This is a genomic window from Teredinibacter purpureus, assembly GCF_014217335.1.
GTDB lineage: Bacteria > Pseudomonadota > Gammaproteobacteria > Pseudomonadales > Cellvibrionaceae > Teredinibacter > Teredinibacter purpureus.
Map to the genome: position 1 here is coordinate 130,847 of NZ_CP060093.1, position 20,025 is coordinate 150,871.

Annotated in this window: 19 protein-coding genes; 3 read left to right on the forward strand and 16 right to left on the reverse strand. The window is 43.0% G+C overall.

Going from position 1 to position 20,025, the window contains the following annotated elements:
• Positions 1-10: 10 nt before the first annotated feature.
• Both H5647_RS21425 and H5647_RS21430 read right to left on the reverse strand, forming a co-directional pair.
• On the reverse strand, positions 11-2,278 hold the full coding sequence (locus H5647_RS21425) for a TerB N-terminal domain-containing protein (protein WP_045861736.1): 2,268 nt from the start codon (positions 2,276-2,278) through the stop codon (positions 11-13).
• 3 nt (positions 2,279-2,281) lie between these two features.
• A complete protein-coding gene (locus H5647_RS21430; RefSeq protein WP_045861737.1) occupies positions 2,282-2,689 on the reverse strand; it encodes a hypothetical protein in 408 nt (135 codons plus the stop codon).
• Positions 2,690-2,956: 267 nt separating this feature from the next.
• Between H5647_RS21430 and H5647_RS21435 the strand changes: the two genes are divergently transcribed.
• The gene (locus H5647_RS21435) at positions 2,957-3,241 is read left to right on the forward strand and encodes a hypothetical protein (protein ID WP_045861738.1); all 285 of its coding nucleotides are present in this window, start codon (positions 2,957-2,959) and stop codon (positions 3,239-3,241) included.
• Here the strand turns inward: H5647_RS21435 and H5647_RS21440 are convergent.
• The 8 genes from H5647_RS21440 to H5647_RS21475 all read right to left on the reverse strand — a co-directional run bounded on the left by H5647_RS21440 (position 3,238) and on the right by H5647_RS21475 (position 10,253).
• The gene (locus H5647_RS21440; RefSeq protein ID WP_045861739.1) at positions 3,238-3,498 is read right to left on the reverse strand and encodes a hypothetical protein; all 261 of its coding nucleotides are present in this window, start codon (positions 3,496-3,498) and stop codon (positions 3,238-3,240) included. The two genes, H5647_RS21435 and H5647_RS21440, sit on opposite strands and share 4 nt — an antisense overlap.
• A 51-nt stretch (positions 3,499-3,549) precedes the next feature.
• Positions 3,550-5,610 carry a LysM peptidoglycan-binding domain-containing protein gene (locus tag H5647_RS21445; RefSeq protein ID WP_045861740.1) on the reverse strand — a complete coding sequence of 687 codons (2,061 nt, stop codon included), beginning with the start codon at positions 5,608-5,610 and terminating at the stop codon, positions 3,550-3,552.
• 109 nt (positions 5,611-5,719) lie between these two features.
• Positions 5,720-6,568 carry a hypothetical protein gene (locus tag H5647_RS21450; protein WP_162926472.1) on the reverse strand — a complete coding sequence of 283 codons (849 nt, stop codon included), beginning with the start codon at positions 6,566-6,568 and terminating at the stop codon, positions 5,720-5,722.
• 96 nt (positions 6,569-6,664) lie between these two features.
• Positions 6,665-7,510: a DNA/RNA non-specific endonuclease gene (locus tag H5647_RS21455; protein WP_052692301.1), complete on the reverse strand. Its 846-nt coding sequence runs from the start codon at positions 7,508-7,510 to the stop codon at positions 6,665-6,667.
• A gap of 60 nt (positions 7,511-7,570) precedes the next feature.
• The gene (locus tag H5647_RS21460) at positions 7,571-8,086 is read right to left on the reverse strand and encodes a hypothetical protein (protein ID WP_045861742.1); all 516 of its coding nucleotides are present in this window, start codon (positions 8,084-8,086) and stop codon (positions 7,571-7,573) included.
• Positions 8,087-8,094: 8 nt separating this feature from the next.
• Positions 8,095-8,658, reverse strand: a complete 564-nt coding sequence (locus H5647_RS21465) for a hypothetical protein (RefSeq protein WP_045861743.1) — start codon at positions 8,656-8,658, stop codon at positions 8,095-8,097.
• Positions 8,621-9,625 carry a coiled-coil domain-containing protein gene (locus H5647_RS21470; protein WP_045861744.1) on the reverse strand — a complete coding sequence of 335 codons (1,005 nt, stop codon included), beginning with the start codon at positions 9,623-9,625 and terminating at the stop codon, positions 8,621-8,623. Before H5647_RS21470 ends, H5647_RS21465 begins: the two co-directional genes overlap by 38 nt.
• Before the next feature lie 25 nt (positions 9,626-9,650).
• Positions 9,651-10,253 carry a restriction endonuclease gene (locus tag H5647_RS21475; RefSeq protein WP_052692302.1) on the reverse strand — a complete coding sequence of 201 codons (603 nt, stop codon included), beginning with the start codon at positions 10,251-10,253 and terminating at the stop codon, positions 9,651-9,653.
• A 501-nt stretch (positions 10,254-10,754) separates the two neighbouring features.
• Between H5647_RS21475 and H5647_RS21480 the strand changes: the two genes are divergently transcribed.
• Both H5647_RS21480 and H5647_RS21485 read left to right on the forward strand, forming a co-directional pair.
• A complete protein-coding gene (locus tag H5647_RS21480; protein ID WP_045861745.1) occupies positions 10,755-12,071 on the forward strand; it encodes a tyrosine-type recombinase/integrase in 1,317 nt (438 codons plus the stop codon).
• A 354-nt stretch (positions 12,072-12,425) separates the two neighbouring features.
• Positions 12,426-12,812 carry a hypothetical protein gene (locus H5647_RS21485; protein ID WP_045861746.1) on the forward strand — a complete coding sequence of 129 codons (387 nt, stop codon included), beginning with the start codon at positions 12,426-12,428 and terminating at the stop codon, positions 12,810-12,812.
• Positions 12,813-12,922: 110 nt separating this feature from the next.
• Here H5647_RS21485 and H5647_RS21490 read toward each other — a convergent pair whose 3' ends face one another.
• The 6 genes from H5647_RS21490 to H5647_RS21515 are packed head-to-tail and all read right to left on the reverse strand — an operon-like array spanning position 12,923 to position 19,981.
• A complete protein-coding gene (locus H5647_RS21490) occupies positions 12,923-16,015 on the reverse strand; it encodes a hypothetical protein (RefSeq protein ID WP_052692303.1) in 3,093 nt (1,030 codons plus the stop codon).
• Between the two features lie 9 nt (positions 16,016-16,024).
• Positions 16,025-17,320 carry a hypothetical protein gene (locus tag H5647_RS21495; protein ID WP_162926474.1) on the reverse strand — a complete coding sequence of 432 codons (1,296 nt, stop codon included), beginning with the start codon at positions 17,318-17,320 and terminating at the stop codon, positions 16,025-16,027.
• Positions 17,284-17,940 carry a hypothetical protein gene (locus tag H5647_RS21500; RefSeq protein WP_162926475.1) on the reverse strand — a complete coding sequence of 219 codons (657 nt, stop codon included), beginning with the start codon at positions 17,938-17,940 and terminating at the stop codon, positions 17,284-17,286. Before H5647_RS21500 ends, H5647_RS21495 begins: the two co-directional genes overlap by 37 nt.
• A gap of 54 nt (positions 17,941-17,994) precedes the next feature.
• Complete coding sequence (locus tag H5647_RS21505) at positions 17,995-18,417, reverse strand: hypothetical protein (RefSeq protein ID WP_162926476.1); 423 nt, start codon at positions 18,415-18,417, stop codon at positions 17,995-17,997.
• A 58-nt stretch (positions 18,418-18,475) separates the two neighbouring features.
• The gene (locus H5647_RS21510) at positions 18,476-19,009 is read right to left on the reverse strand and encodes a hypothetical protein (protein ID WP_045861750.1); all 534 of its coding nucleotides are present in this window, start codon (positions 19,007-19,009) and stop codon (positions 18,476-18,478) included.
• A 15-nt stretch (positions 19,010-19,024) separates the two neighbouring features.
• On the reverse strand, positions 19,025-19,981 hold the full coding sequence (locus tag H5647_RS21515) for a hypothetical protein (protein WP_045861751.1): 957 nt from the start codon (positions 19,979-19,981) through the stop codon (positions 19,025-19,027).
• Positions 19,982-20,025 lie beyond the last annotated feature (44 nt).

The following is a 20,025-nucleotide window of genomic DNA, read 5'->3' on the forward strand; positions in this document are numbered from 1 at the left end:
CCCCGTAAATTTAGGCTGGTAAAACGTCGTGATAAATCTCGACAGTTTCTCCAATCTCTAATAAGCCATCCCCTAAAGCATCGAAGGCAGCGTTATTTATTGTTTCAAGGGCCCCATCTGATAGGAGCTCTAATTCTTGGCATTTAGTCTTAACAGTGCTCATTGGCCACTCATCACTGGTTAATAGCCAGGCCATCAAGGCTTGGTGTTTGTGATCTAGCAATTTTCCATACCAATGACCATTACCATCATTCGACTGTTTGCCCAATACTTCGGTATCGCTATCTTGGTCTTCCTCTTCAACAAATATCTTGCTTAGTACGCTTTGAATTTCCTGTGTGGATTCGCTATGTGCCTTTAGCGCAGCCTCATCAAGTACAACACCTGCAGGTGGCGCCTTTTCATTTACTGTTGGGGCTGATATTTGAGCGATATTATTCACGCTACTAGAGGAAGATGAGTGAAGCATGCCACTCACTAGCTCTGGCTCTAGACCGAGCTGACTAAAGAGTTTTTCAAGTTGTTTTATTTCGGATTTAGAAAGATGATCATCAGCCAAAGCCAAACTTATGAGGGTTTTCGCAAGTTCATCGCGCTGAGCATCACTTAATTGATCGATTTGTTTTTTAAGTCCAGCCGTACTTGGCGGGTGGCTTAACCGCCACTCTAAGTAATTAATAAGATAGATTCTTTCAGAGGCGTTTGGATGCGCATTGATAACCTTAACTAATATGGCTTTTTCACGTGTATGAACCTCACCATCAGCCATAGCAAGTAAACTCCCCAACTGAACACAAAGAGCAACCCAAAGGCCTTCAGGTGAAAGAGATTCAATACGTGAAGACTTGTACACAGCCACTCTATCGGCATACTTTAGGGTCACTGAATTGATCAATGGATCAGGCGCCATACTAAACCCGCAGGTTTCAAGTGCTGACGCGATTTGCTTCAATTGCGATTTTGTTGCTTTATCGTTAAGTTCAATGCCCATAAGGGATGCGATTGCTCCCAATTCAGGCATGTTGTGCTTTTCAAAGAAAGCGGTAATGCTTTGAACCAGCTTTTTGAGTTTGGGAACCGAGTCAGTTGGAATTCCCGGAGGCCATGCGGCCAGTATTCCTGCTGTATCTTTTTTAGCAACGGACTTTGCTAGTAATCGCAATGACGGAATAACTTCCTCATAGATGGCAACCAAGGCCGTCATCGGTCTCTTCAATCCCGTTGGGTCACACCACTCGGCCGGTACCGGAAGTTCCGCAACATCATGAAGCTCATTTGACGCCGGAGTTATCGTCAGGCTCAGCTTAGTTTTGCATGACGGAACCGTCACGCCGCCTTTTGTAGCCGTATCGTAAACTGCCCTGAATAATGAGCGTAAAATTGGGTAGTGCTCGCGAACTGTCTTCGTTCGGCTTACAGGACCATACCCAAGAAGCCAGTGCAGAGCCCAATCGGCGTCAAGAGGGCCAGACTCCGAGTTGTTTCCCACTTTTGCGATCGCATATTTTGCAGCAAGTGGATTAGTTGGAGGAAAGGCCACTTTTCGTTCGTTGATGCGATCGGGCCAGAATAGAATATAGATCGTGTCTAATAGTTGGTTTGAGTAACTATCGAAGCTGCGATTGCCAGCGAAAAGCCCTCTCAGACGTTTTATTTCAACAACAACGTCATGTAAGTTTTGATCTTTGTCTGAGTCGTTTTTGGCATCTCGAAGTACATACCGTTCAAACCCGTAAAAATAGAGAAAAACATATCCCATTTCCTCTCCAAGAGTCTCATTGTTCCCCCGATCTCCAGACAACCACTCTAAGTATCTAAAACGCTGTGTGGGTGAAATTGAGGAATAACCCGGCCAATATCCAAGGGGATCGGTGACCTTCGCTTTCTGGACTACCAGCTTTGGATTAATTACGGCCGGCTCTTCCATAGGCCCAGAGGTTGAACCGACATAAACCAATCCTTCAATGTCATGGCCATGAATAACTATGGACTCTCCTTTTGATAGAAATCGGCACTTTGATTTATTTCTTTGAGGAATTGTGTATTGGGTCTGTGCAACAGATACCGTCACAGATGTATGCGAGATCTCTTCGTCCTCTGCTTGAGGTGTTTTTGCGCCAAGCTTAGATTTAAACACGATAATCAATACCGCGGGAAACCCAACAACTAAAACAATAGCCGCCCAATCCGTGCTGTAGCTTCCAATGATCCCTATTGCTATGAGCAGTAAGAACAACCCAAATATTGCATACAAAACTTTCTTCAAAAATATTTTCAATGCTCATATCCCCTCTTCGCTGGATTCGGTGCGCTTTCGATACTTGGGTATCCCTCTCATCGCATCTAGATGCATAAGTTCGGGGCTTTTTCGTATTTGGTTGATTCGACGAACTGTTAGGTCCCATCGTTCCGCCAAGAACTCCGGGCTTATTCGCTTTTCAGTCATTGTCGTTTCGAACTCAAACGCAATATCAATGTCCGCTTGCTCATAGACCGCTGTCCGCTTCCGCCTACTTGGGATGCCAGAAATAGCATCAATATGGAGCTGCTTAGGAGATTCGCGCAGCTGATCAATTCTGCGCTCGGTTTTCGACCAGCGATTAGCCAAGTACTTAGAATCGAGCTCCTTTATCACCATTGGAACCTCAAAATCGTTCCTAGGTGGCGCCTCAGACTTTCTTCTTGCCATCCAAATCCACCACACCTTGTGTATTTACGTTTATGCGAGCACCAACATAGCGCCCAGAAAGTACAATAATGGAAATATACTTCCAGAAAGGCAAGTTATAAATAGAAATATATTGCTTTTTCTCGGAACAGATAAAATACCGGAAGTCCGGCAACTTTATGCGGGAGCTGAGACTGTTGATCCTCTAGTTACGGTAAAATATGCCGAATCTGCGGTAATATGTTTAATTGAGCTTTGTTTTCTAAATTAACAGCGAGGAGTAATGTAATGTCTGCGATGAACCTTACTGCAGAGCAAAGACATCTTGCACAACTTATTGATGACCATGTGAATAAGTTCCCGGCCACGTCCGTTGGTGACGAGCAGTTACTCGTTACAGTCTACGACTATATGGAAGCCTTCAAGATGTTGATGGATAGCACTACTGCGCCACAAATGGACTATCTTACCCTTCAGTTTCCTGGGTTTTATAGGTATGCAAAGCTGCTGGAGTCTCTTGCACAAGGAATTTCAGATGGGGTAATAGAAGTGCCAGCGGACTTGTCCCGCTAGAGACAAAAAGAATCTGGTGAATGAAATACATCAATAACAGCCTGATAAGAATCGAGCTGGTGGGCGAGCTTAAACTTCAAATTTTGGTCCATGAGCCAAACATTCATAGTATCCGGGCGTACCTCAACATACGCCCACTCTCCTAATTCAACAACATCACTATCAATACCAGGTTCTTCCGCATATACCAACCGAGTCTCGAGATCATTCGACTCCATTAATGTGTGTAATACTTCCGCCTGAAGCTGATTACTCATCTTATTGCCCATCACTAATTATTTATAACCGATGCAAAGTGCATCGGAAAATCAAACTCTCATTGACCCTCGTGGTAATGGAGCGGGCTCTGCGTCATGCCCTTCGTCATGCCCTTCGGGTTTCCAATCCTTAAGTCGATCGCTCATACCATCCAGGCGATTGGATACCGCCGGACCGCTTTCCTTAAGCCATTCAGTGGGGCCACTAACCACTTCAGGTGAAGGCGTAGATCCCTGAGGTATTTCAAGTGTTGCCCCAGAACTGATCAAGTTTGGATTGTCGATATTGTTGTGGCTTGCTATTTCGTTGACCATATTTATCAACTGAATATCATTTGGAGACTGCCCTGCATGCTGAGACATATATGAATCTTTGGCGATATCCCAGAGGGTATCGCCGGACTTAATTTGGTAAAGATCCACAACCGGCGGTAAATCAACTGACGGTTCAGTTGAAGGTCCCGTTTGTATCGACTCCCCGGTATGACTCCCGGGTTCAAAAGTGTCTACCGTGGCAACGCTCTCGATACTAGTTGATGCGTCGGGTAATTGATTTGCAATATCTGCTACCCCTGGGGCTGCAACCGCGTGCAACTCAGATGCTGATGGCCCGAATGTTACAAATGCTGCTGCCGCAGCTCCCATCATCGCAAGTTTTGCCCAACGATTACCGGTTGTTTTCTCCCAAAGATCCTTAATCGAATCTGTCACACCCTGTATGACCTCAGGCTTAACCCCTACACTTTCTAAGAATTTAGTCGCCGTCCCATAGACAGCTTTTTGAAATTCTCTCCCCTTCTCCGTATCTAAAAGATGGTTGGTGAACTGTATCGCCAGTTTTGCCCCTCCAAAAGCGAGCGCGGCAGGCCCACTACCAGCGACAATACCTATCCCAAGCATAGTGCCGGAAATAGCCAATCCGACCTTAGGGTCTCCCAACGCCTTTAAGTAGTTATCCTTCTGATCCTTTAATGTCGCCAAGAAGCTTCTTTCGCCCTCCTCCCCCCCTATGCGACTGGAAAAAGCCTGAACAACCATCATATCATCGCGGAAACCAGGAGTGACTCGATTGGTCGGGTAGCCCGCATCTTGAAGTGATCTATCTATATCAACGTTGTTGATATACTCATTTGTAGCTGTGAGAGCTCCAGGTGCCGCATCACGCAAAATCGATGCGCTTTCCTTGGAATCGAGTACTGTAGATAGATAATTAGCCGCTTCTTCGCTAGTTTCAATTTGCTTTCCTGAACGCTTATGAATTTCATTATAAAAATGATCTCGCTCTACGCTAAAGCGATCTTCTTGCAAAAAAGATAAGGCAATGGTGTGTCGCATGTGAGAAATGGCGGTTTCATTTTGGGTTTTGGCCCAATCAATGGGTATTGAATCCTGGTAAACCAGATCCGCAATTGCGACTCTAGTGCCGTCCTCAATATCCAGTTTTATTGCTGTGGGGTTAGGAGCCGGGTCAGGGTCTGGATTTGCAATTTCGGTTTTACGTTCAGATACTGCCGACTCAACTAGTGGTTTATTTTCTATTGATTCAGAAACTTTAGCCTTGCTATTCTTTAGCTCATCCGGCTTTGGGGTTTTAAACATTTCCGATCGTAGTGAGTCCTCTACCGCAGATAATCGTTTAAATGCATATGCTCGCTTTTCAAAAGATCCAAGGACATCTTCTCGGGCCTTATCTAAATCAGTATTGACGGTGACTAAACGCTGATAATCGCTTTTATTTGTAGCTGAAATATGGCTTTCGTCATAGAACTCACCTCGCTCTTTATTGAACGCAACGATCTTATCGTAGAGTTGCGCCTGATTCTCTAGGTGGATCTTTTGTCCGTTAGGAAGTACGACATCAGCCCCCTGACCGTTGTTCGTGTTCTTCTCCATGACATCGCGATTGAACGGCCTGAACTCGCCAAAGGATTCCTTAGCCTTATGAAACGCTTTCTCATCAGGCTGCTTTTCTCGAACATAGCCGGATTTTTTAGAAAAACTATTGCGTAGCTCTAGGGCAGATCGGTATGCTTCTTCGTAGCTTTTTATTGCTTTATTTCTAATATCTATCGAATCTTTTTTAGAGTCTTGGTGCTCAACTACTTCTGCCATAATGAAATCCCCTTAGTTTTTAATCACCAGTATAAGGTTCGGTGTTACACTCTCAAATATCAATGATAAGTTGCTCGTATCTGCAGAAACGCATTTAATATGATGCAATTTACACAGTTCTTCGACCTCCGATGATTCGCAAGGCCCCTTCTACAATTTGGTTGCAACTAGTGCTCTTACTCGAATGAGCCATCTGTGCGCTAAATAGCGTTTGAACAGCCTCCTTCGAATTCATTTTTGTCAAAATCCTCTCTAACTCACCTTTTTCTATATTCCCAACCACGTGGGGAATATCCGGAAACCCTATATAGATAATCTGTTCGGCCGCTTCGAAGAAGTTTCGACTCCAAAAGTTTCTACCAATAAAAAGAGAAATCTCACGAAGAGTTGCAGCTCTTTCAGGATTCGTTGTCAAACCCTCAATATGCTTCAAGGATGATGCCTTCGAGTAAATCGAGTCCCACCCAATATCAAATGAAATATCCATCAGCACGTGGGCGACTTTAATATACTTCTCAATTCTAAATAACGCGCCATTTTCAAAAGCCTGCTCCAACATGGATTCAACAATAGGCCAGACACGACAAGGGTCAATACTGTGAATTATCTCTTCACTCATTTGGCTGTTGATATATTTTTGAAGATAACAAGTAAATCGCCAAGGTTGGGCTTTAGTGATAGACGAATCAATCGAGTACGTTATCTGTTGCTCAAACTGGTTGCGCCCCTTCAGCAACGCATTTACCTGATAGTCAACATCTTTAATAGATTGAATCAAATATGAGCGGTAGGAATCTATTAATCTGAATGGCGTCTCGATTTTATTAACATGACTTTCTATAAAACTATTACAGATTGATAGAGAGTCTATTTCCGTTGAAAATAGATAAGGGTCGGCTTGCCAATATGCGTTATTGAATTGACGCCACTCGCCTATATCGAACTCTGGCTCAGCCAAGATTGGCATCTCCGTTATTGATATGGTCTCGGTGAACTGCTGACCCTCCTTTTAACGAAGGCGCTTCACGGCTCACCCTTACAGAAAATGCAAAGTTCAAAATGAGCGAGCTTTCAGTTTGTTTATGGCGTCTGTACAAGTCCCAGGTTCATTTTTGTTGTCTCTCATTACCCAGTGTTTAAAGTCATAAGCTCTACCATTCTCTATATCGTCCTCAATCTTAGAGTCAAGCCCAGACAAAAAGTCAAAGCCTGTAACATGCTCAATACAGTCTACATTCGTAATATACGTGGATAGTCGACTTGCCGTATTAGCAATATGAGGCACCAAGAATGCTATTACACTTTTGTACTCTGCATCATATACGATCTTAAAAAAGTGCGATGGAACCCTTACCCCGCGTCCGATGAATGAAGTTGCCGCTTTGGCGCTGATGTACACTGGGCCTGAAATAACATGAATATCACCACGCTCTATTGCCCAACTTCTAACGAACTCTTCTAGTGCTGCCCATGCGCCATAATGGCCCGCTGAATATCTATTCAACCCTGACAATTGGGGAACAACATTCGACAACAAGAAAGACTCTTTCATCGCATCATAGGAATAATCGAGAGAGCTAGCCGGAGCTAGTTGGCCCCGATCATATCCACTTCCTTTGTAGTCTTGAAGTATCGCCCTATATTGCTCTGGAATATCACGATCTTCGGAAAAAAGCGGGCGTCGCTCTACCACATTTGTGGCAACGGAGTCTCTAGTCAGGTTATATGATACCCATCCCGGCGACTTTGTTTTGTAATTAAATCCTACCGCATAGCCGTCTCGACATATGAGCTGATCGGATTTATGAGGAACACCATATTCCAGGTGACTTCCACATTCTAAGGGGCCAGCAAATACGTTATTTGCAAAAAATAACCCAAATAAAATCAACGTTTTCATAGTTTATAGTTCCTAAATTTTCGCACTATCTAACAGGCATCGGATATAAATAAGGATTATTCATTGTGGTATTTCGTTATCGCCTTTATTTGGCGGCTGAATCCGGTCGACACTAAATCCAGTAAAGCGGTTAATAGGGATATGCTTTGATTCCCACAAAGAGCAAAGGGCATAACCAGAGGCTAAATCACGATTAATTGCGGTTATTTCAAGAACCTCATGTTTTTTAATTTCATCAGGTGAAAGCCACTCTGCAGTAACTCTCCAGATAGAATTATTTGGATCGTTTGAATCTAACTGTTCTTTTCTATTGAATTGAATACAGGTCATCATGGTAAGGACCCGACTAGACCGCTGCAAATCTTCATCTGAGTAGGTTTTCACCTCCATCATCTGAAGAAATGTATTTGCCAGTGCCTCTCCGACTTTACTAGGGTCTTTTTTTTCGTTTTCGGATAGCGTCTCAAGTGTAACTGGCGCAGGATATTTACTATCACTATCTTTATGCTCCTCCGCGTACGCTGGCACTACTAGGCAAGAAATGGACATTACAAATATCAATACAGTTTTATTCATGATGAAACCTATTCGATAAATTCTAGATTGTCACTATCTCTATCCACAGGATAACTTCTTTTGACAGCAGTATTTTCGCTACAATAAACAGCATTTTCGAATCGCATTTTCATTTCATTTGTGCCGGTCCATGAAACATCACAGAGATCAATTCCCTCAGGTGGAAGGGTTTCGCTAGATAGGAACTCAAAATCAAAAGACGTTGCAGACATTGGAGATGAAACACGAAGTGCTAACCAAGGAGTCGTAGATATGACTTTCGCCAGATGAAGCTTATTCTTTTCTGTGACCAAACCTCTCACATATGAAGGCAGTTGCTTCAACGATATATCACCGCATGCTATGAGCGCGGGGAGATCATTTATACCTTCCAACTTTTCTAAATTCTCGAATGAGATTATTTCTAAAGGCGTCCCTCGGTTCGCCATATACTCGTCGAGGGACGATACTATTTCAGAATAGAGAATCACGGGAGATACTGATAGAAATATTCGTTTCGCAGAGACAAGTTCCTCAAGCAAAGACTCAGGAAAGTCAATTTGACTTGTCGCTTTCATTTTCAATTCGCTCATTTTTATCCTCTAATTTCTTAGCTATGCCTTCAGTCAACATTTTGATCTGATCGGCCATTTGTTTCATTTGATCATTGACACCCTTCTCTGCCGCGCTTCTCTCTTTGACAATAAGCGCCTCAAGGCTTTCAATTTTCTGCTCGAGCAAAGGTACGCGATCAGCAAGCTTTGTTTTGTCTTGCAGTAGTTTTTCCTGCTCGCCCCTGTGAAACTCTAACTGCTCATTCTTCTTTCGGGTAACAGACACGCTTTCACGAAGCTCTTCACATTCACGATATAAGCGACCATATTTTTCCTTTTCAGCTGCAAGAGCATCTTTTAATTCTTCTTTAAGTTCTGCATTGACAGCATCACTTTTCTTGCCAACTTCTAACAAATCTCGCAATTCATCTTTCTGTTCAGATAAGCGGACTTCGTATCGACCGATCGTCTTTTCATTCTCTTTCTTTAGGTCATTAATCTGATCTATTTGAAGGCGTACTTGCAAGGATTTTTCGGAGATTTCGGCATTTAGTTGCGTTTTCTGATCCCCTAAATCTTCTATCTGCTGCTTAAGGGCACCTATGGTGCTATTAAGATCTGAAGCTAGTGAGGTGAGCACCTCCACTTCGGCCCGCGCCTCTCCAAGCTTGGTCGCGGTTTCGTTATGACATGCTTTCTCTTGGCTCAGCTCATTTGAAAGCTGCTTAATCGGAAGAATCGCTTCCTCTTTTGCCTTGGACCGCTCCGCGTCTACGTCTTCATTGATAGACTTAAAAAAATCGGATAGTAGAGAAATCCAACGCACAGGCACGTTCAGCCCGTGCTCCTGGAGATAACGCATAGCTTTCCATTTATTAAGGAGAGCTAATACTTCTTTTTTCCCTCCGCCAACTTCTTTCACTAGTTCATCCGCAGTTGGATGACGGTGTTTAGTAGCTATATATTGGTCGCATGCTGAAAAAATGGAATCTTCGGTGGCTTTCATATGGGTCTCTTAATTTTGTTAGCTATTACAGATCAAACTTCAAACTCTTTGGGAGCAATTGCATACGGTCTTTAGACAAAAGCTTTAAAAGGCGGTCTCCACTAACTATATCGATGGACTCGGACGAATTACGTCTGCTGGCAGGCCCTGTTTTTCCTGAGTGAACAAAGAGCCCTAAAGATTTATTTTTCTTACAAAGAATGACAAACTCCTCTACATGCGCAGGGTTAATATGGCCCTTATAAAGCTTTGCCTGTATTAAAACCCGCCGCCCATTGATCCATGCCTGACCATCAATCCCGCCATCACCGGTATATCGACTATTACGTCTAATTTTGACGCCTCGTTCCTGTAGTGCCGTTAAAATAGCCTCCTCAAAGGTATAGGGGTCGACAGCTCGGGATCTCAGAAAACCAAACTGGGCCCCCGGCCCCTTGCTTAACCCTATTTCGCAAAGAACACGTAATACCCACGAGGCTTTTCGTATTCTCCATGCATGCTTCACAGGCTTGGAGGTAACCCATACTATCAATAGCAATACAGGGATTGCCCAAAACCACCACGGAACGGCCATTGCCATCTCGCGTAGAGCTTGAACAACGCCCTCCACCTCATCAAATTCAAACATCGCACCCTCTCCCGATCCAATATATTTTTATCTTGCCCTAGTGGGCTCCCACTAGCATTCCTAGTCAGATTATGATCCCCCCGGCAACGTAGTTATCAGTGGGCACACAATTATCGACCTTTTTTATATGTCCGCAGCAGCTTTGCCGGCTAGGCCTCTACTTATTCAACAAGTATAATACACGGTATGAATATACTGGTATGTTTTCCATACTATAAATGGGTAATAAGTAATTTACCCGCTGTTAATGGTACTTAACAGCGGGTTTATTGATGTGATTCAGTAGTTTTGCTATCATTTACATCTTATGCGCGACCACTCGCCTTAGGTGGCGGTTAGCGCCATGTAATGGCCGCAAAGTGTACTGAATGTTCTGAACACCATAGTTTGGCCGTGATTTGACACCATACATTGGCCAAAGCGGCCAAACTATGGAGCCAACAACACATAGACCCATTTGGGTTCTAATTACGAGCGTGGGGAGAAGCGTGTTTGAAAAGTATGGTGGGCTGGAATAGCGAACTCAAAACCCAACTAGCGACAGAGCTAAAGATACAGCCGGCTGGAGACTCATCTAATTCAGGTAGCAATGAACTACCCTGGACACCCAATAATGATAGGGATGCGTATAACTCCTTTCTACAAAGAAAAAGCGGCTCACCATCAACGGAAAGACGGTACGCTAGAGAGCTCTTTAGGTTCTATTTGTGGCTCTACCACGCAAAAAAGCAAGGCATTAAGTCTGTCACACCCACAGATATCGAGTCCTATCTTAGTTTTTGTATCGCCCCGCCAGTTTCATGGTGTGGCAATAGCGGAGGAAACACCAAGATTTATGACCCGGAATGGCGTCCTTTCAAAAAACGACCTTCAATAAATTCTAATAGCCGCTTTGGCACTAAGCCATCGGTCAATACAATACAAAACGCTTCCTCTATCCTAAAGAGCTTTTTCTCGTTTTTAGTTAAGCAAGGCTATCTTCGGGGAGATCCAACCGCTTCTATTTCGGGTGAGTTCCGTCCTAGCGTTATGGCATCCAAGGCTGCGAAGGCTGACTTACGCTCCGTAAATTCATCAGACAATTACCCGTGTAGACCGGCCGAGATACCCGAAGGGTTAAGTGAAACTCAGTGGAAGTGCCTTTTAGAAACAATAGACGCGATGCCTCGTAAAAGCTCTGCACAAAACATGAAATACTACAGGGCAGAATTTGTAATTAAGCTGCTTTACTATGCGGGCCTCAGAAGCGAGGAAGCTCGCACTCATAGCCATAAGGCATTTAAGTTCGACCAAAGGTTTAATTGTTGGAAGTTAGTTATATACGGAAAAGGAGCTAAAAAGCGTGAAATCCCAGTGCACCACGAGCTTCTATCTGCACTAAAAAAATATCGGGCCTTTCACGGCCTCCCAGAGTTACCTCGAACTCCTAACTCAAACTCACACATAGATTATGACGTGTTACCGTTGTTTCCACCCTATAAACCATTTATAAGAAATTCCGCGGGAGAGCTAGTTGAGGCTCTACCTCCAATAACCGAACGATCGGCCGACGAATGGATTAAAACCTTATTTAAACGAGCCGAAAACCGCATGAAAGGCCAGTATTCAACAGAAGTGACGAAAACAGCAATTAACTTTAGCTCCTCAACCCTTCATACAATCAGGCACACACGGGCTAGGCATATGTTGTTTCTTGAAAAACACGATATTCGCGTCGTTCAAGCCTTTCTTGGCCACACAAAAATACTAACCACGCAGATTTACACGGAGCCTACACTTCACGATTTGTTTGAATGCGCGAATATCAGACAATCTTGACTTTTTAAACAATAGTTTTAGACATTGAGTAACAACCGACGTATGTTTTGCCTATTAAGCACATCTAGTTCACCATCAATTGAGATTCTTAAATGCTTAGATTCGAACACGGGTTTCAGCTAAACGACGTGAGAAGATACGCGCAAGAAGGGAGAATTAAAGATCCCGTTGTTGTTCATCATAACGGTGGATTCACCTTGTTCTTCTGCTTAGAAAAACGAAACAGAATACTTGAAAACTGCGTATTAATCACAAACCGAGCGAGACCACGAGAATGGAAGAAAGCTCGAACATATTTACGAGAACTTAAATCGAGTGGAATTCCTCGATGGAGAGTTCGCAAAGGGGCCATACATGACAACTCTATCTAAATCTTTGATTCATACACTAGCAAGTGTATGCGTGTTTATTGATAGTTCCCGCAACTGGGAAAACTATGATGCGCTAGGGTGGAACGACCAGGTTGTAGAAGACTTAACAAAATGGATTACACGCCTAGACAGTAAAAATAATATAGAACTAAAGCAGTTTATATATGAAAGTGCGGCTAGCGCGCTAACGTCTTTAAAGACTGACTGGACAATTGCTACCGTACGTATAATGAATCAACTACAGCCACTAGAAGTCGATGAAAGGCATATTGTTAAAAGATACCTTGATGAATGTATTGACCCCGGTATAACCAATCTACCCGGAGTAATTAAGGCCTATGAATTACTTGAGCGCAAACTAGCAATCTAATCTAACGCCTGCAGATCACCAATCAATTTATATTGAAGCAAGACGAATTAGAGGGGCCATCTTTATTGATAGGCCCCTCTAATAATTATCTAAGTAGTTTAGTTATAGATTTATGCCACAACACGTTCATTTCTCGCGTGATGCAAGGCGAGCAAGTCTTGAATGATATCACTTAAAATTCCCTTGGGAGTTTCATCAGAATCCATTTCGCGATTACTTAGATCTTCTCCTTGATACGCTTTTTTCCTTTGAGAGAGCCCTACTATAACTTTCCGCTTCTCAATTTCTTCATCCAAATTTCCTGCCGGGTATTTTTCGACAAGTAACGATCGTGCTTCGATATCTCCAATCTCTGCACTCAAAGTATCACGAACAAATGCGTCGTCAGAGGAACTGTTGCACGCCCACAAAAATGTGGGTCCCTGAGTACTCATGAGTAACTGTTCGAAGCTACCCTTCTCTGTTTCCAAGATGCTCAGTAATGTTGCACCATGCTTATTTGGTTTCCTTAGCGATTCATACAAATGCTGCGTCATTGTTGGCGATAACTTAAAAGTATTTGCAACTTTTTCGCAGTTTGCTTTATTACCACCACCTAGAATAAATATATTGGTGGCCAAGCGAACAGATTCTTCAGAAAAGTCATCCGGTAACTGACTCGCCTGCATAATTTCAACCTTCCACTTACGACCTTCCCTAATAGATTCGTCGAGCTGAGCCTCGACCATCCCTAGGCCACGGACACGATGTTTTTCATCTATACAGAAACGTTTCGGCATCTTTTTGATGCTCTCTACATAGCGCTTGTGATAGGGGCGGTAATCTACTTTATACAATCCGACTTCGCCGTCCATTTCACCTAAATGTTCTTTCCCCGTAAAGAAGCGGTTAGTTAAAACATAGTAAGCGACCATATACATGAGTCCAGTTCTTCGTTTCGCATCCGCACCTTGCCCCTTTGCGACTTCATCGAGATCCAAACTTACAATACGAGCTTCACCTAAATCGAATTTAGTTTCTTCAGAAATAACGGGGTACTTACTGATGGCCTCAGTAATCTTTCTCCAGAAGAATTGGGGTAAGGATTCGCCGGTTGAAGCTACGCTTGCCTTGCCATAGATTGAAACAATCTTTTGATCTTTAGTGGTTTGAGCTATATCACGTAAATTCGGTACAGCATATCGCTGCGCAAGCGTAGCTTCATGTGTGTATTTTTTAGAATACAGAAAATCAACGACATCCCACCATTTTGTTTTACCTTTAGTGTGCTTAAACCCTAGGGTATCCAGTAACTCATCTATCTGGGGAAGAATCTGAGCTTGATAAATCTTTGCCGATTTTCTATCAGCAAACTGCTTATAAGCTTCGTCAACTAGTTTGTCTGCCATACCCAAAACACCATCTGGTGGCAATAAACTATCATCAGGTGTTCCAAGATAGCTAAGAAAGTTAACCAAAAAAGCCTTCTGGTTTGACAACGGATTACGCAAACCTAATCGAGTGTCAAATACATTTACTGCGTAATCTCGCGTATTAAGCAATCTTTCATACATTGCCAAATGCCGTTTCTCTTTCGGCAATGCACCACGCAATAATGATATTAACCCCCGGCTTGAAGGCCCAATATCAAGAATAGAAATAAATGGAAGCTCCGTATTATCAGGGCTGAGAATGAGAGAAATATTACTGTAATTCATAAACATAGATTTACCGTATCCCATAGGAGCGAATATCAAGGTAGTCCATGCAGACTGCAGTTTTGAGTAAGGTTGATACGGCATGATCTTACCATCAGGAGTTCGTAGTGGTTGGGATCCTGTTTTCCAAGGGCTTGCCGGCCTTGTGAGAGGGGCCATTTTAAGTGCATCGTACAGTGGGGCTGCTGCTGTATTCGCAACAGAGCCCATAACTGCCCCAGGAGTCGACGACATCATCGTTTCGAGGGGATCGCCTTCGGCCGGCGCAACATCGCACGTCCCCCAGCCTTGAACACACCTAGCAAGCACCGCTCGCCTCATATCAAGCAGATCTTTATCTTCAGAAGGAGCCCATGTGCACAATGAGATTTGAAGCTTAACTATTTCTTCACCACCTTTACGAATCTTTAAAAGCTTTCGTTTTACATCAACTATATCTTCATTCTCCGGCGCACCAGGTGTGAATTGCATGTACGACGCTAAAAGCTCTTTAAAACCGAGAACGCTCATTCCATCACTTCTGGTTAAAATATTCATTCTCCATGGTATTTTTTCATTATTTAAACGTTTGAATAAGGACTGAAATGGTTCTGGTGACTTGGGCATCATTTCAATGGTAATTGGTGCAAACGCAGTGTCTCCTACTTTTACAGTTGCATGATCTAAATGTTCAGCACCGCGAGGGAATAACTGATCAGTTAATCTGGGCCAAAGCATACCGCTGACATCTGGCTTGTACTTTCCATCAAGCCTAAGCGGGATTGGGTCACCCGGCAATGATGGCTGCCAATCATCGGAAGTCCATTGCGCATCGATGCTCATTCGAATTTCCCTCAGGAAATCGTGCACATCCATCACGTCAGTAGAAACATTTACGTTTTTAAGATCCTGACAGAATTCAGATACAAACGACTTATGTCGTGTCAACATAACACCCGCACCCATACCAAGATCTTGAGCGTCATTAGCAAGTGGCATTCCCTTTCTTTCAGATTTTTTAACACGTCCTGCTACCCTCTTTTCATCTTTCGAAAGGCCATTCATATTAGTCCAAAGCAATAATATAGCTCTCTCCTTCTGGCAATATCGTTTTAGAACATGCATTTGCTCGTCAATAAGATCATCCATTTCAAGGCCAATGGATTTGGTCGCTCGCTTTACCGGGCCATAAATAGTCTCTAATTCTGTATCAATTCCATCCGTATCCCGCATAAAATAGAACGATGGGTAATGACATCCGTCGGACATATAGGCCATAAGCTTTCGCTCTGCCTCATCAAGAATTTCTTCAAACTCATCTTCGAGAACGCATTTTGATACTCCATCAATTGTTACAGCAGTAACTAGCGAACCATCATTCATGACTATAGTTTCATTATCTTCTATCGTTTCAATATCGATAAAAGAGCGCGGACTCGACTTAATCATTCGGTTCGCCCATTGAAAAGACGAATCAAAAAGATAAAATAATTTATCGGTAAAGGTATCGGGCTGTGAATAACGCATTATATTTCCTCAAATCAAAAAACCGCTTTTCGGTTTTTGGTATATGTATGATGTTTCTGAATCAAAAGAGTCTTGAGCTTTTACAACCGCAGCTACATCTGTTTCTTGTAAAAAATCTAAAGCACCGCGCTCCATGGCTATCTGCATAATCTCAATATTTGTAGGGGCGTCAGGAACCGGCCTTATAAATCCAGACCCACTAGCAGACATGCTAGATATAAGATTGAGCTTCAATGCTAGATCAACTGAATTCCCTGTTAATGAAGACCTAGAATCAAGAGTTAATCGCCCTAATCCATATCCAATCACGTTATGCTGACTTTGCCCTTCTAGCTCGCATGCTTTTTGATAACAATTGAGGCGATTTATACACAGCATCCAAACAGATAGGGGATCCCCCTTGCCTCCAACTAACAGCGAGGCCCAAAGGTTTTGACAGAACACGCCAAAAGAATATGAGCTCTCTGAAAAGCGTCCCCACTTAGGTAATGTGATAGGGTTTTTCCCGTATCCATCACACACCAAAACATGTTTTATCGTGGCCTGGCGGTTACACCCATGGACCTGAAACTCCTCTTGAGACATCCATAGAGTGGATGAATAGAATTTCCTGAAAAGACTATCAGTTAGGTTTTCGTCGTAACTTAAACAAATCAATGCTGGGCGCTGAAGTTGGCCTATCCACCTATCAAACTGTTTCGCTGACATCGTGGTAACTAGATTAGAAACATCATTCCAGCGTCCCAAAGGGATTCTTTTATTCAATACATTCCTTGCATATTCAAACCGATGAAATATCAACGACACTCCACCTGCTTGATCTCCGCTGCTAATTCCATGCAGAAGAGAGTCATGGGCGCTGGACAAATGCTTGGATATCGAACGTGAGTATGGATGTCGGTTAATGCCTGAAAAGCCTTTTATTCCACTATACAAAGATGCAGGTGGTAGCGTGGAGTTTCCACTATAGATAGAAAAGAAGTTTGAGACGGCATTACATATGTTGGTTAAAACATTGATTGCCCGATGTATAGATAGTGATGAAAGATCTAATTCACTATATATTTCTGATAGCGACACTGAAATATATTCATTTGAATATAGAGTTACCCCAGACGATACAGAGTACCGTTGTGATATTCGATATGTCAGGTTAGAAATCCAAATAGTATTAAGGTTAAGGTCATTTGGTCCGCTAATATAATGAGGCTTTTCCGCTTCAGAACATGCCCAGGCCGCTGAAGGTTCGTCCTGATTATCAAATAATACTACGCCGACTTTTTGTTTGAGCTTCCCACTTTGCATGAAGCCTCCAAGTCATCGGTTAATTCATGGAACGCAGCAACATTCCAAAACTTTATCTGTTTTTCGAATACAACTTCATTTGGCCAGTATCGTAGATCTTTAAAGAGTCGATCAGAATTATTCTTAAGTAACGGAGACATATTTTTATAGATATCTGCAAACTCAATAACATCCCCAGAGGTAAATCCTGGAATAATTTTCTCAACTGGAGCGATAAGATCTTTTGTGATCATTCCAATAAGAGCGTTTGCATTCTTTTCATATTTGTTGTGCCGATATTTCGCGATATAGGCCCATTGTGCGCATTTAATTATTTGGCCCTGCGACAAGCTTGGGCAATAGATTACGAGCCCATGGTTTTTCTTACCATTTACTGGACGACTCAAATACTGTGATTGTGCACACATCGTACACAGTAAATGCCTTACACCATCTATAATTACAACCTCAACGTAACCTGAAGGATACTCACGATGCGGTCTAGACTGTAAGCCGCAACACTGGCACAGGTAGCTACCGCTCTCTAATATTGACTTTTGTTCTGGAGATGGCTTCCAGTTTAAGGAATCCCTCTTGTCAGGTGCGAGAGTAGGAAAATCTATTGCTTTTATAGTGAACATAGCATCATTCAAACAAGAGAGAGGCACGGGCCCCTCTCTCTATCTCCGTGTTGTTTATTTTATGATTTGACCTTGAACTGTTGTCGAAGCATCAGAACCAATAACAGAAACGTTAACGATTGAAACGATAGTAACGATTGAAAATAGTATCGCACCGATAATACCCATGGCGATATAACCACCTATACTTTCGCCTTGACTCTTCGCAGTACGACCTTTCATAAATGCAACGCCGACCATCACAAGTCCGACAAAACCGAACAGCCGAATAGCACCACTCGATAGCCCCGTTGTTTGATCACCAACATTATTCCCAAGATCCCCGATAGTCGGAGTAGCCTCGGCCAACTCCGGAAATGCGGAGAAGAGCATGCCCGTAACGGTAAGAAGCGCCACGTGAGCGCGACAACCGATATCAAAGTATGCGGTTTTTACTTTTGTAACAATTTGCTTTGATGAGTTTAAGAGCTCTTTCAAAGCGACTTCCTTCATTGATTATAGAAATTTAACCCCAGAGGGCGGTGCAATACCGTAGCTAGAAACTAAAATAGTTCGTCCCTATCGGAATAGCACCTACTGAAACAGCTAGCACATCAGCGAAAACATAAAGATTAGTCGCGATTGAACCAGCCAACACAAATGTCAGACCCGAACCAAACCAGCCGGGCTGGTCGTATTTGGGTCCGACACGCCAGCGCCATAAGCCCCTGGCGGCTGCCACCCAACCGATCACATTAACTATCGCTACGATCGCTTGGATTGCAATACGAGTGTTATCGCCTGTTACAGGCGTATAACTACTAATAATTTTCGGGTCCGCTACCGCCCCAAATATTGAGACAGAAAATATATTGACCACAGTAGATAATGAAAGCAAAAGGCTCCCAAAAATAAGTCCTGCAATAGTGGCAGGTAATGGACCTTGCCCGCGTCGACCAGCCGTAACCTGGTGAAGCAACGACAACCCAACCGAAACCAGCCCGGCCAAGCCTGCGACTAAGAATATCGCTCCCTGTATACCGGGTAGGTTCGCAGCAGCGGTGGTTAGGTAAGTTACTAAGTCCTCCATATCTCGAATATCCTTTTAGTTTTTAATTACGCAGGATGTTGTCGTAACCTTTTGGTTGCTAGGGTCTATGTCTGTTACTTGTCCGCAACCAGGAATATCAAATCCACGTGTTACTCTCAGCTTTTTTCCCGATTCGATATTAGAGATGAATGCCAAATTTGCAGAAGCTCCATTAACAAGCCAAGACGACTCGGTAGTCATTTCTAGCCGTCTCGATGAAATGGGCTTTGATTCGTTTTTTACTGATCGATCTGGTTTATTAGATACGACTGGATTTCCCTCTAGAGAGCTGATTCTGTTGTGGTACCAACCAGAATTCTTCTCTAACTTATCCAATTTCGAACCGTGCTCGGATATGGACTCGTTCAACTCACTTACGTCTTTCTTCATGACCGCAAGAGTAGACTTAACATCAGACAAAGCTTGATTCATGCGATTAATTGCCGCAGGCGATACATTTTCCAATCTTTTAATAGAGTCAGAATTATTTTTTACTGCCAAAAGAAAAACATCCAGCTCTTCTTGAGATACATCTGCGCCTCGTATTTGATCGAGTTTGGACTCGACTTCACTTTTGGTTGGATAGTTTTCCAGAAGCAATGTAGCGAGCTTGTCACGCTGCAAGTCTCCTGATATCTCCTGATTAATTGGCACTGATTTCTGAGCCACAGAATCACCGAATGGGCTTTGTACTTCAGTTTTAGCCACAAGAGGATTGGTCTCCACTTTCTGGGAGCTGGTTTGGCTGAATTGATACCCAAAAATAAGTAAAGCAACAATTAGCGTTAACCCGCCACCACCAATTAAATTGCGTTTAGTAAAGTATTCGCTCCCGCCACCAAATGAAGATGATTTTGAGCTTTGTGGAATATGATCCTGCTCTTGATTATTTGAAGTTGCTTCATTTTTTATTCGGGTTACTTTACTTCCCGATTTTTCGAAACCTGATTCACCAATATCTGGATTAGTCATGTCGGCACCAATATTTGTTAATTAGAAAATATTACATAGTGATA

What these genes read in the sequence shown, in the direction of transcription:
- H5647_RS21430 (WP_045861737.1), bottom strand. Translation starts at nt 2,689, where the DNA reads ATGGCAAGAAGAAAGTCTGAGGCGCCACCTAGGAACGATTTTGAGGTT.
- H5647_RS21435 (WP_045861738.1), top strand. Translation starts at nt 2,957, where the DNA reads ATGTCTGCGATGAACCTTACTGCAGAGCAAAGACATCTTGCACAACTT.
- H5647_RS21440 (WP_045861739.1), bottom strand. Translation starts at nt 3,498, where the DNA reads ATGAGTAATCAGCTTCAGGCGGAAGTATTACACACATTAATGGAGTCG.
- H5647_RS21445 (WP_045861740.1), bottom strand. Translation starts at nt 5,610, where the DNA reads ATGGCAGAAGTAGTTGAGCACCAAGACTCTAAAAAAGATTCGATAGAT.
- H5647_RS21455 (WP_052692301.1), bottom strand. Translation starts at nt 7,510, where the DNA reads ATGAAAACGTTGATTTTATTTGGGTTATTTTTTGCAAATAACGTATTT.
- H5647_RS21460 (WP_045861742.1), bottom strand. Translation starts at nt 8,086, where the DNA reads ATGAATAAAACTGTATTGATATTTGTAATGTCCATTTCTTGCCTAGTA.
- H5647_RS21465 (WP_045861743.1), bottom strand. Translation starts at nt 8,658, where the DNA reads ATGAGCGAATTGAAAATGAAAGCGACAAGTCAAATTGACTTTCCTGAG.
- H5647_RS21470 (WP_045861744.1), bottom strand. Translation starts at nt 9,625, where the DNA reads ATGAAAGCCACCGAAGATTCCATTTTTTCAGCATGCGACCAATATATA.
- H5647_RS21475 (WP_052692302.1), bottom strand. Translation starts at nt 10,253, where the DNA reads ATGTTTGAATTTGATGAGGTGGAGGGCGTTGTTCAAGCTCTACGCGAG.
- H5647_RS21480 (WP_045861745.1), top strand. Translation starts at nt 10,755, where the DNA reads ATGGTGGGCTGGAATAGCGAACTCAAAACCCAACTAGCGACAGAGCTA.
- H5647_RS21485 (WP_045861746.1), top strand. Translation starts at nt 12,426, where the DNA reads ATGACAACTCTATCTAAATCTTTGATTCATACACTAGCAAGTGTATGC.
- H5647_RS21490 (WP_052692303.1), bottom strand. Translation starts at nt 16,015, where the DNA reads ATGCGTTATTCACAGCCCGATACCTTTACCGATAAATTATTTTATCTT.
- H5647_RS21495 (WP_162926474.1), bottom strand. Translation starts at nt 17,320, where the DNA reads ATGCAAAGTGGGAAGCTCAAACAAAAAGTCGGCGTAGTATTATTTGAT.
- H5647_RS21500 (WP_162926475.1), bottom strand. Translation starts at nt 17,940, where the DNA reads ATGTTCACTATAAAAGCAATAGATTTTCCTACTCTCGCACCTGACAAG.
- H5647_RS21510 (WP_045861750.1), bottom strand. Translation starts at nt 19,009, where the DNA reads ATGGAGGACTTAGTAACTTACCTAACCACCGCTGCTGCGAACCTACCC.
- H5647_RS21515 (WP_045861751.1), bottom strand. Translation starts at nt 19,981, where the DNA reads ATGACTAATCCAGATATTGGTGAATCAGGTTTCGAAAAATCGGGAAGT.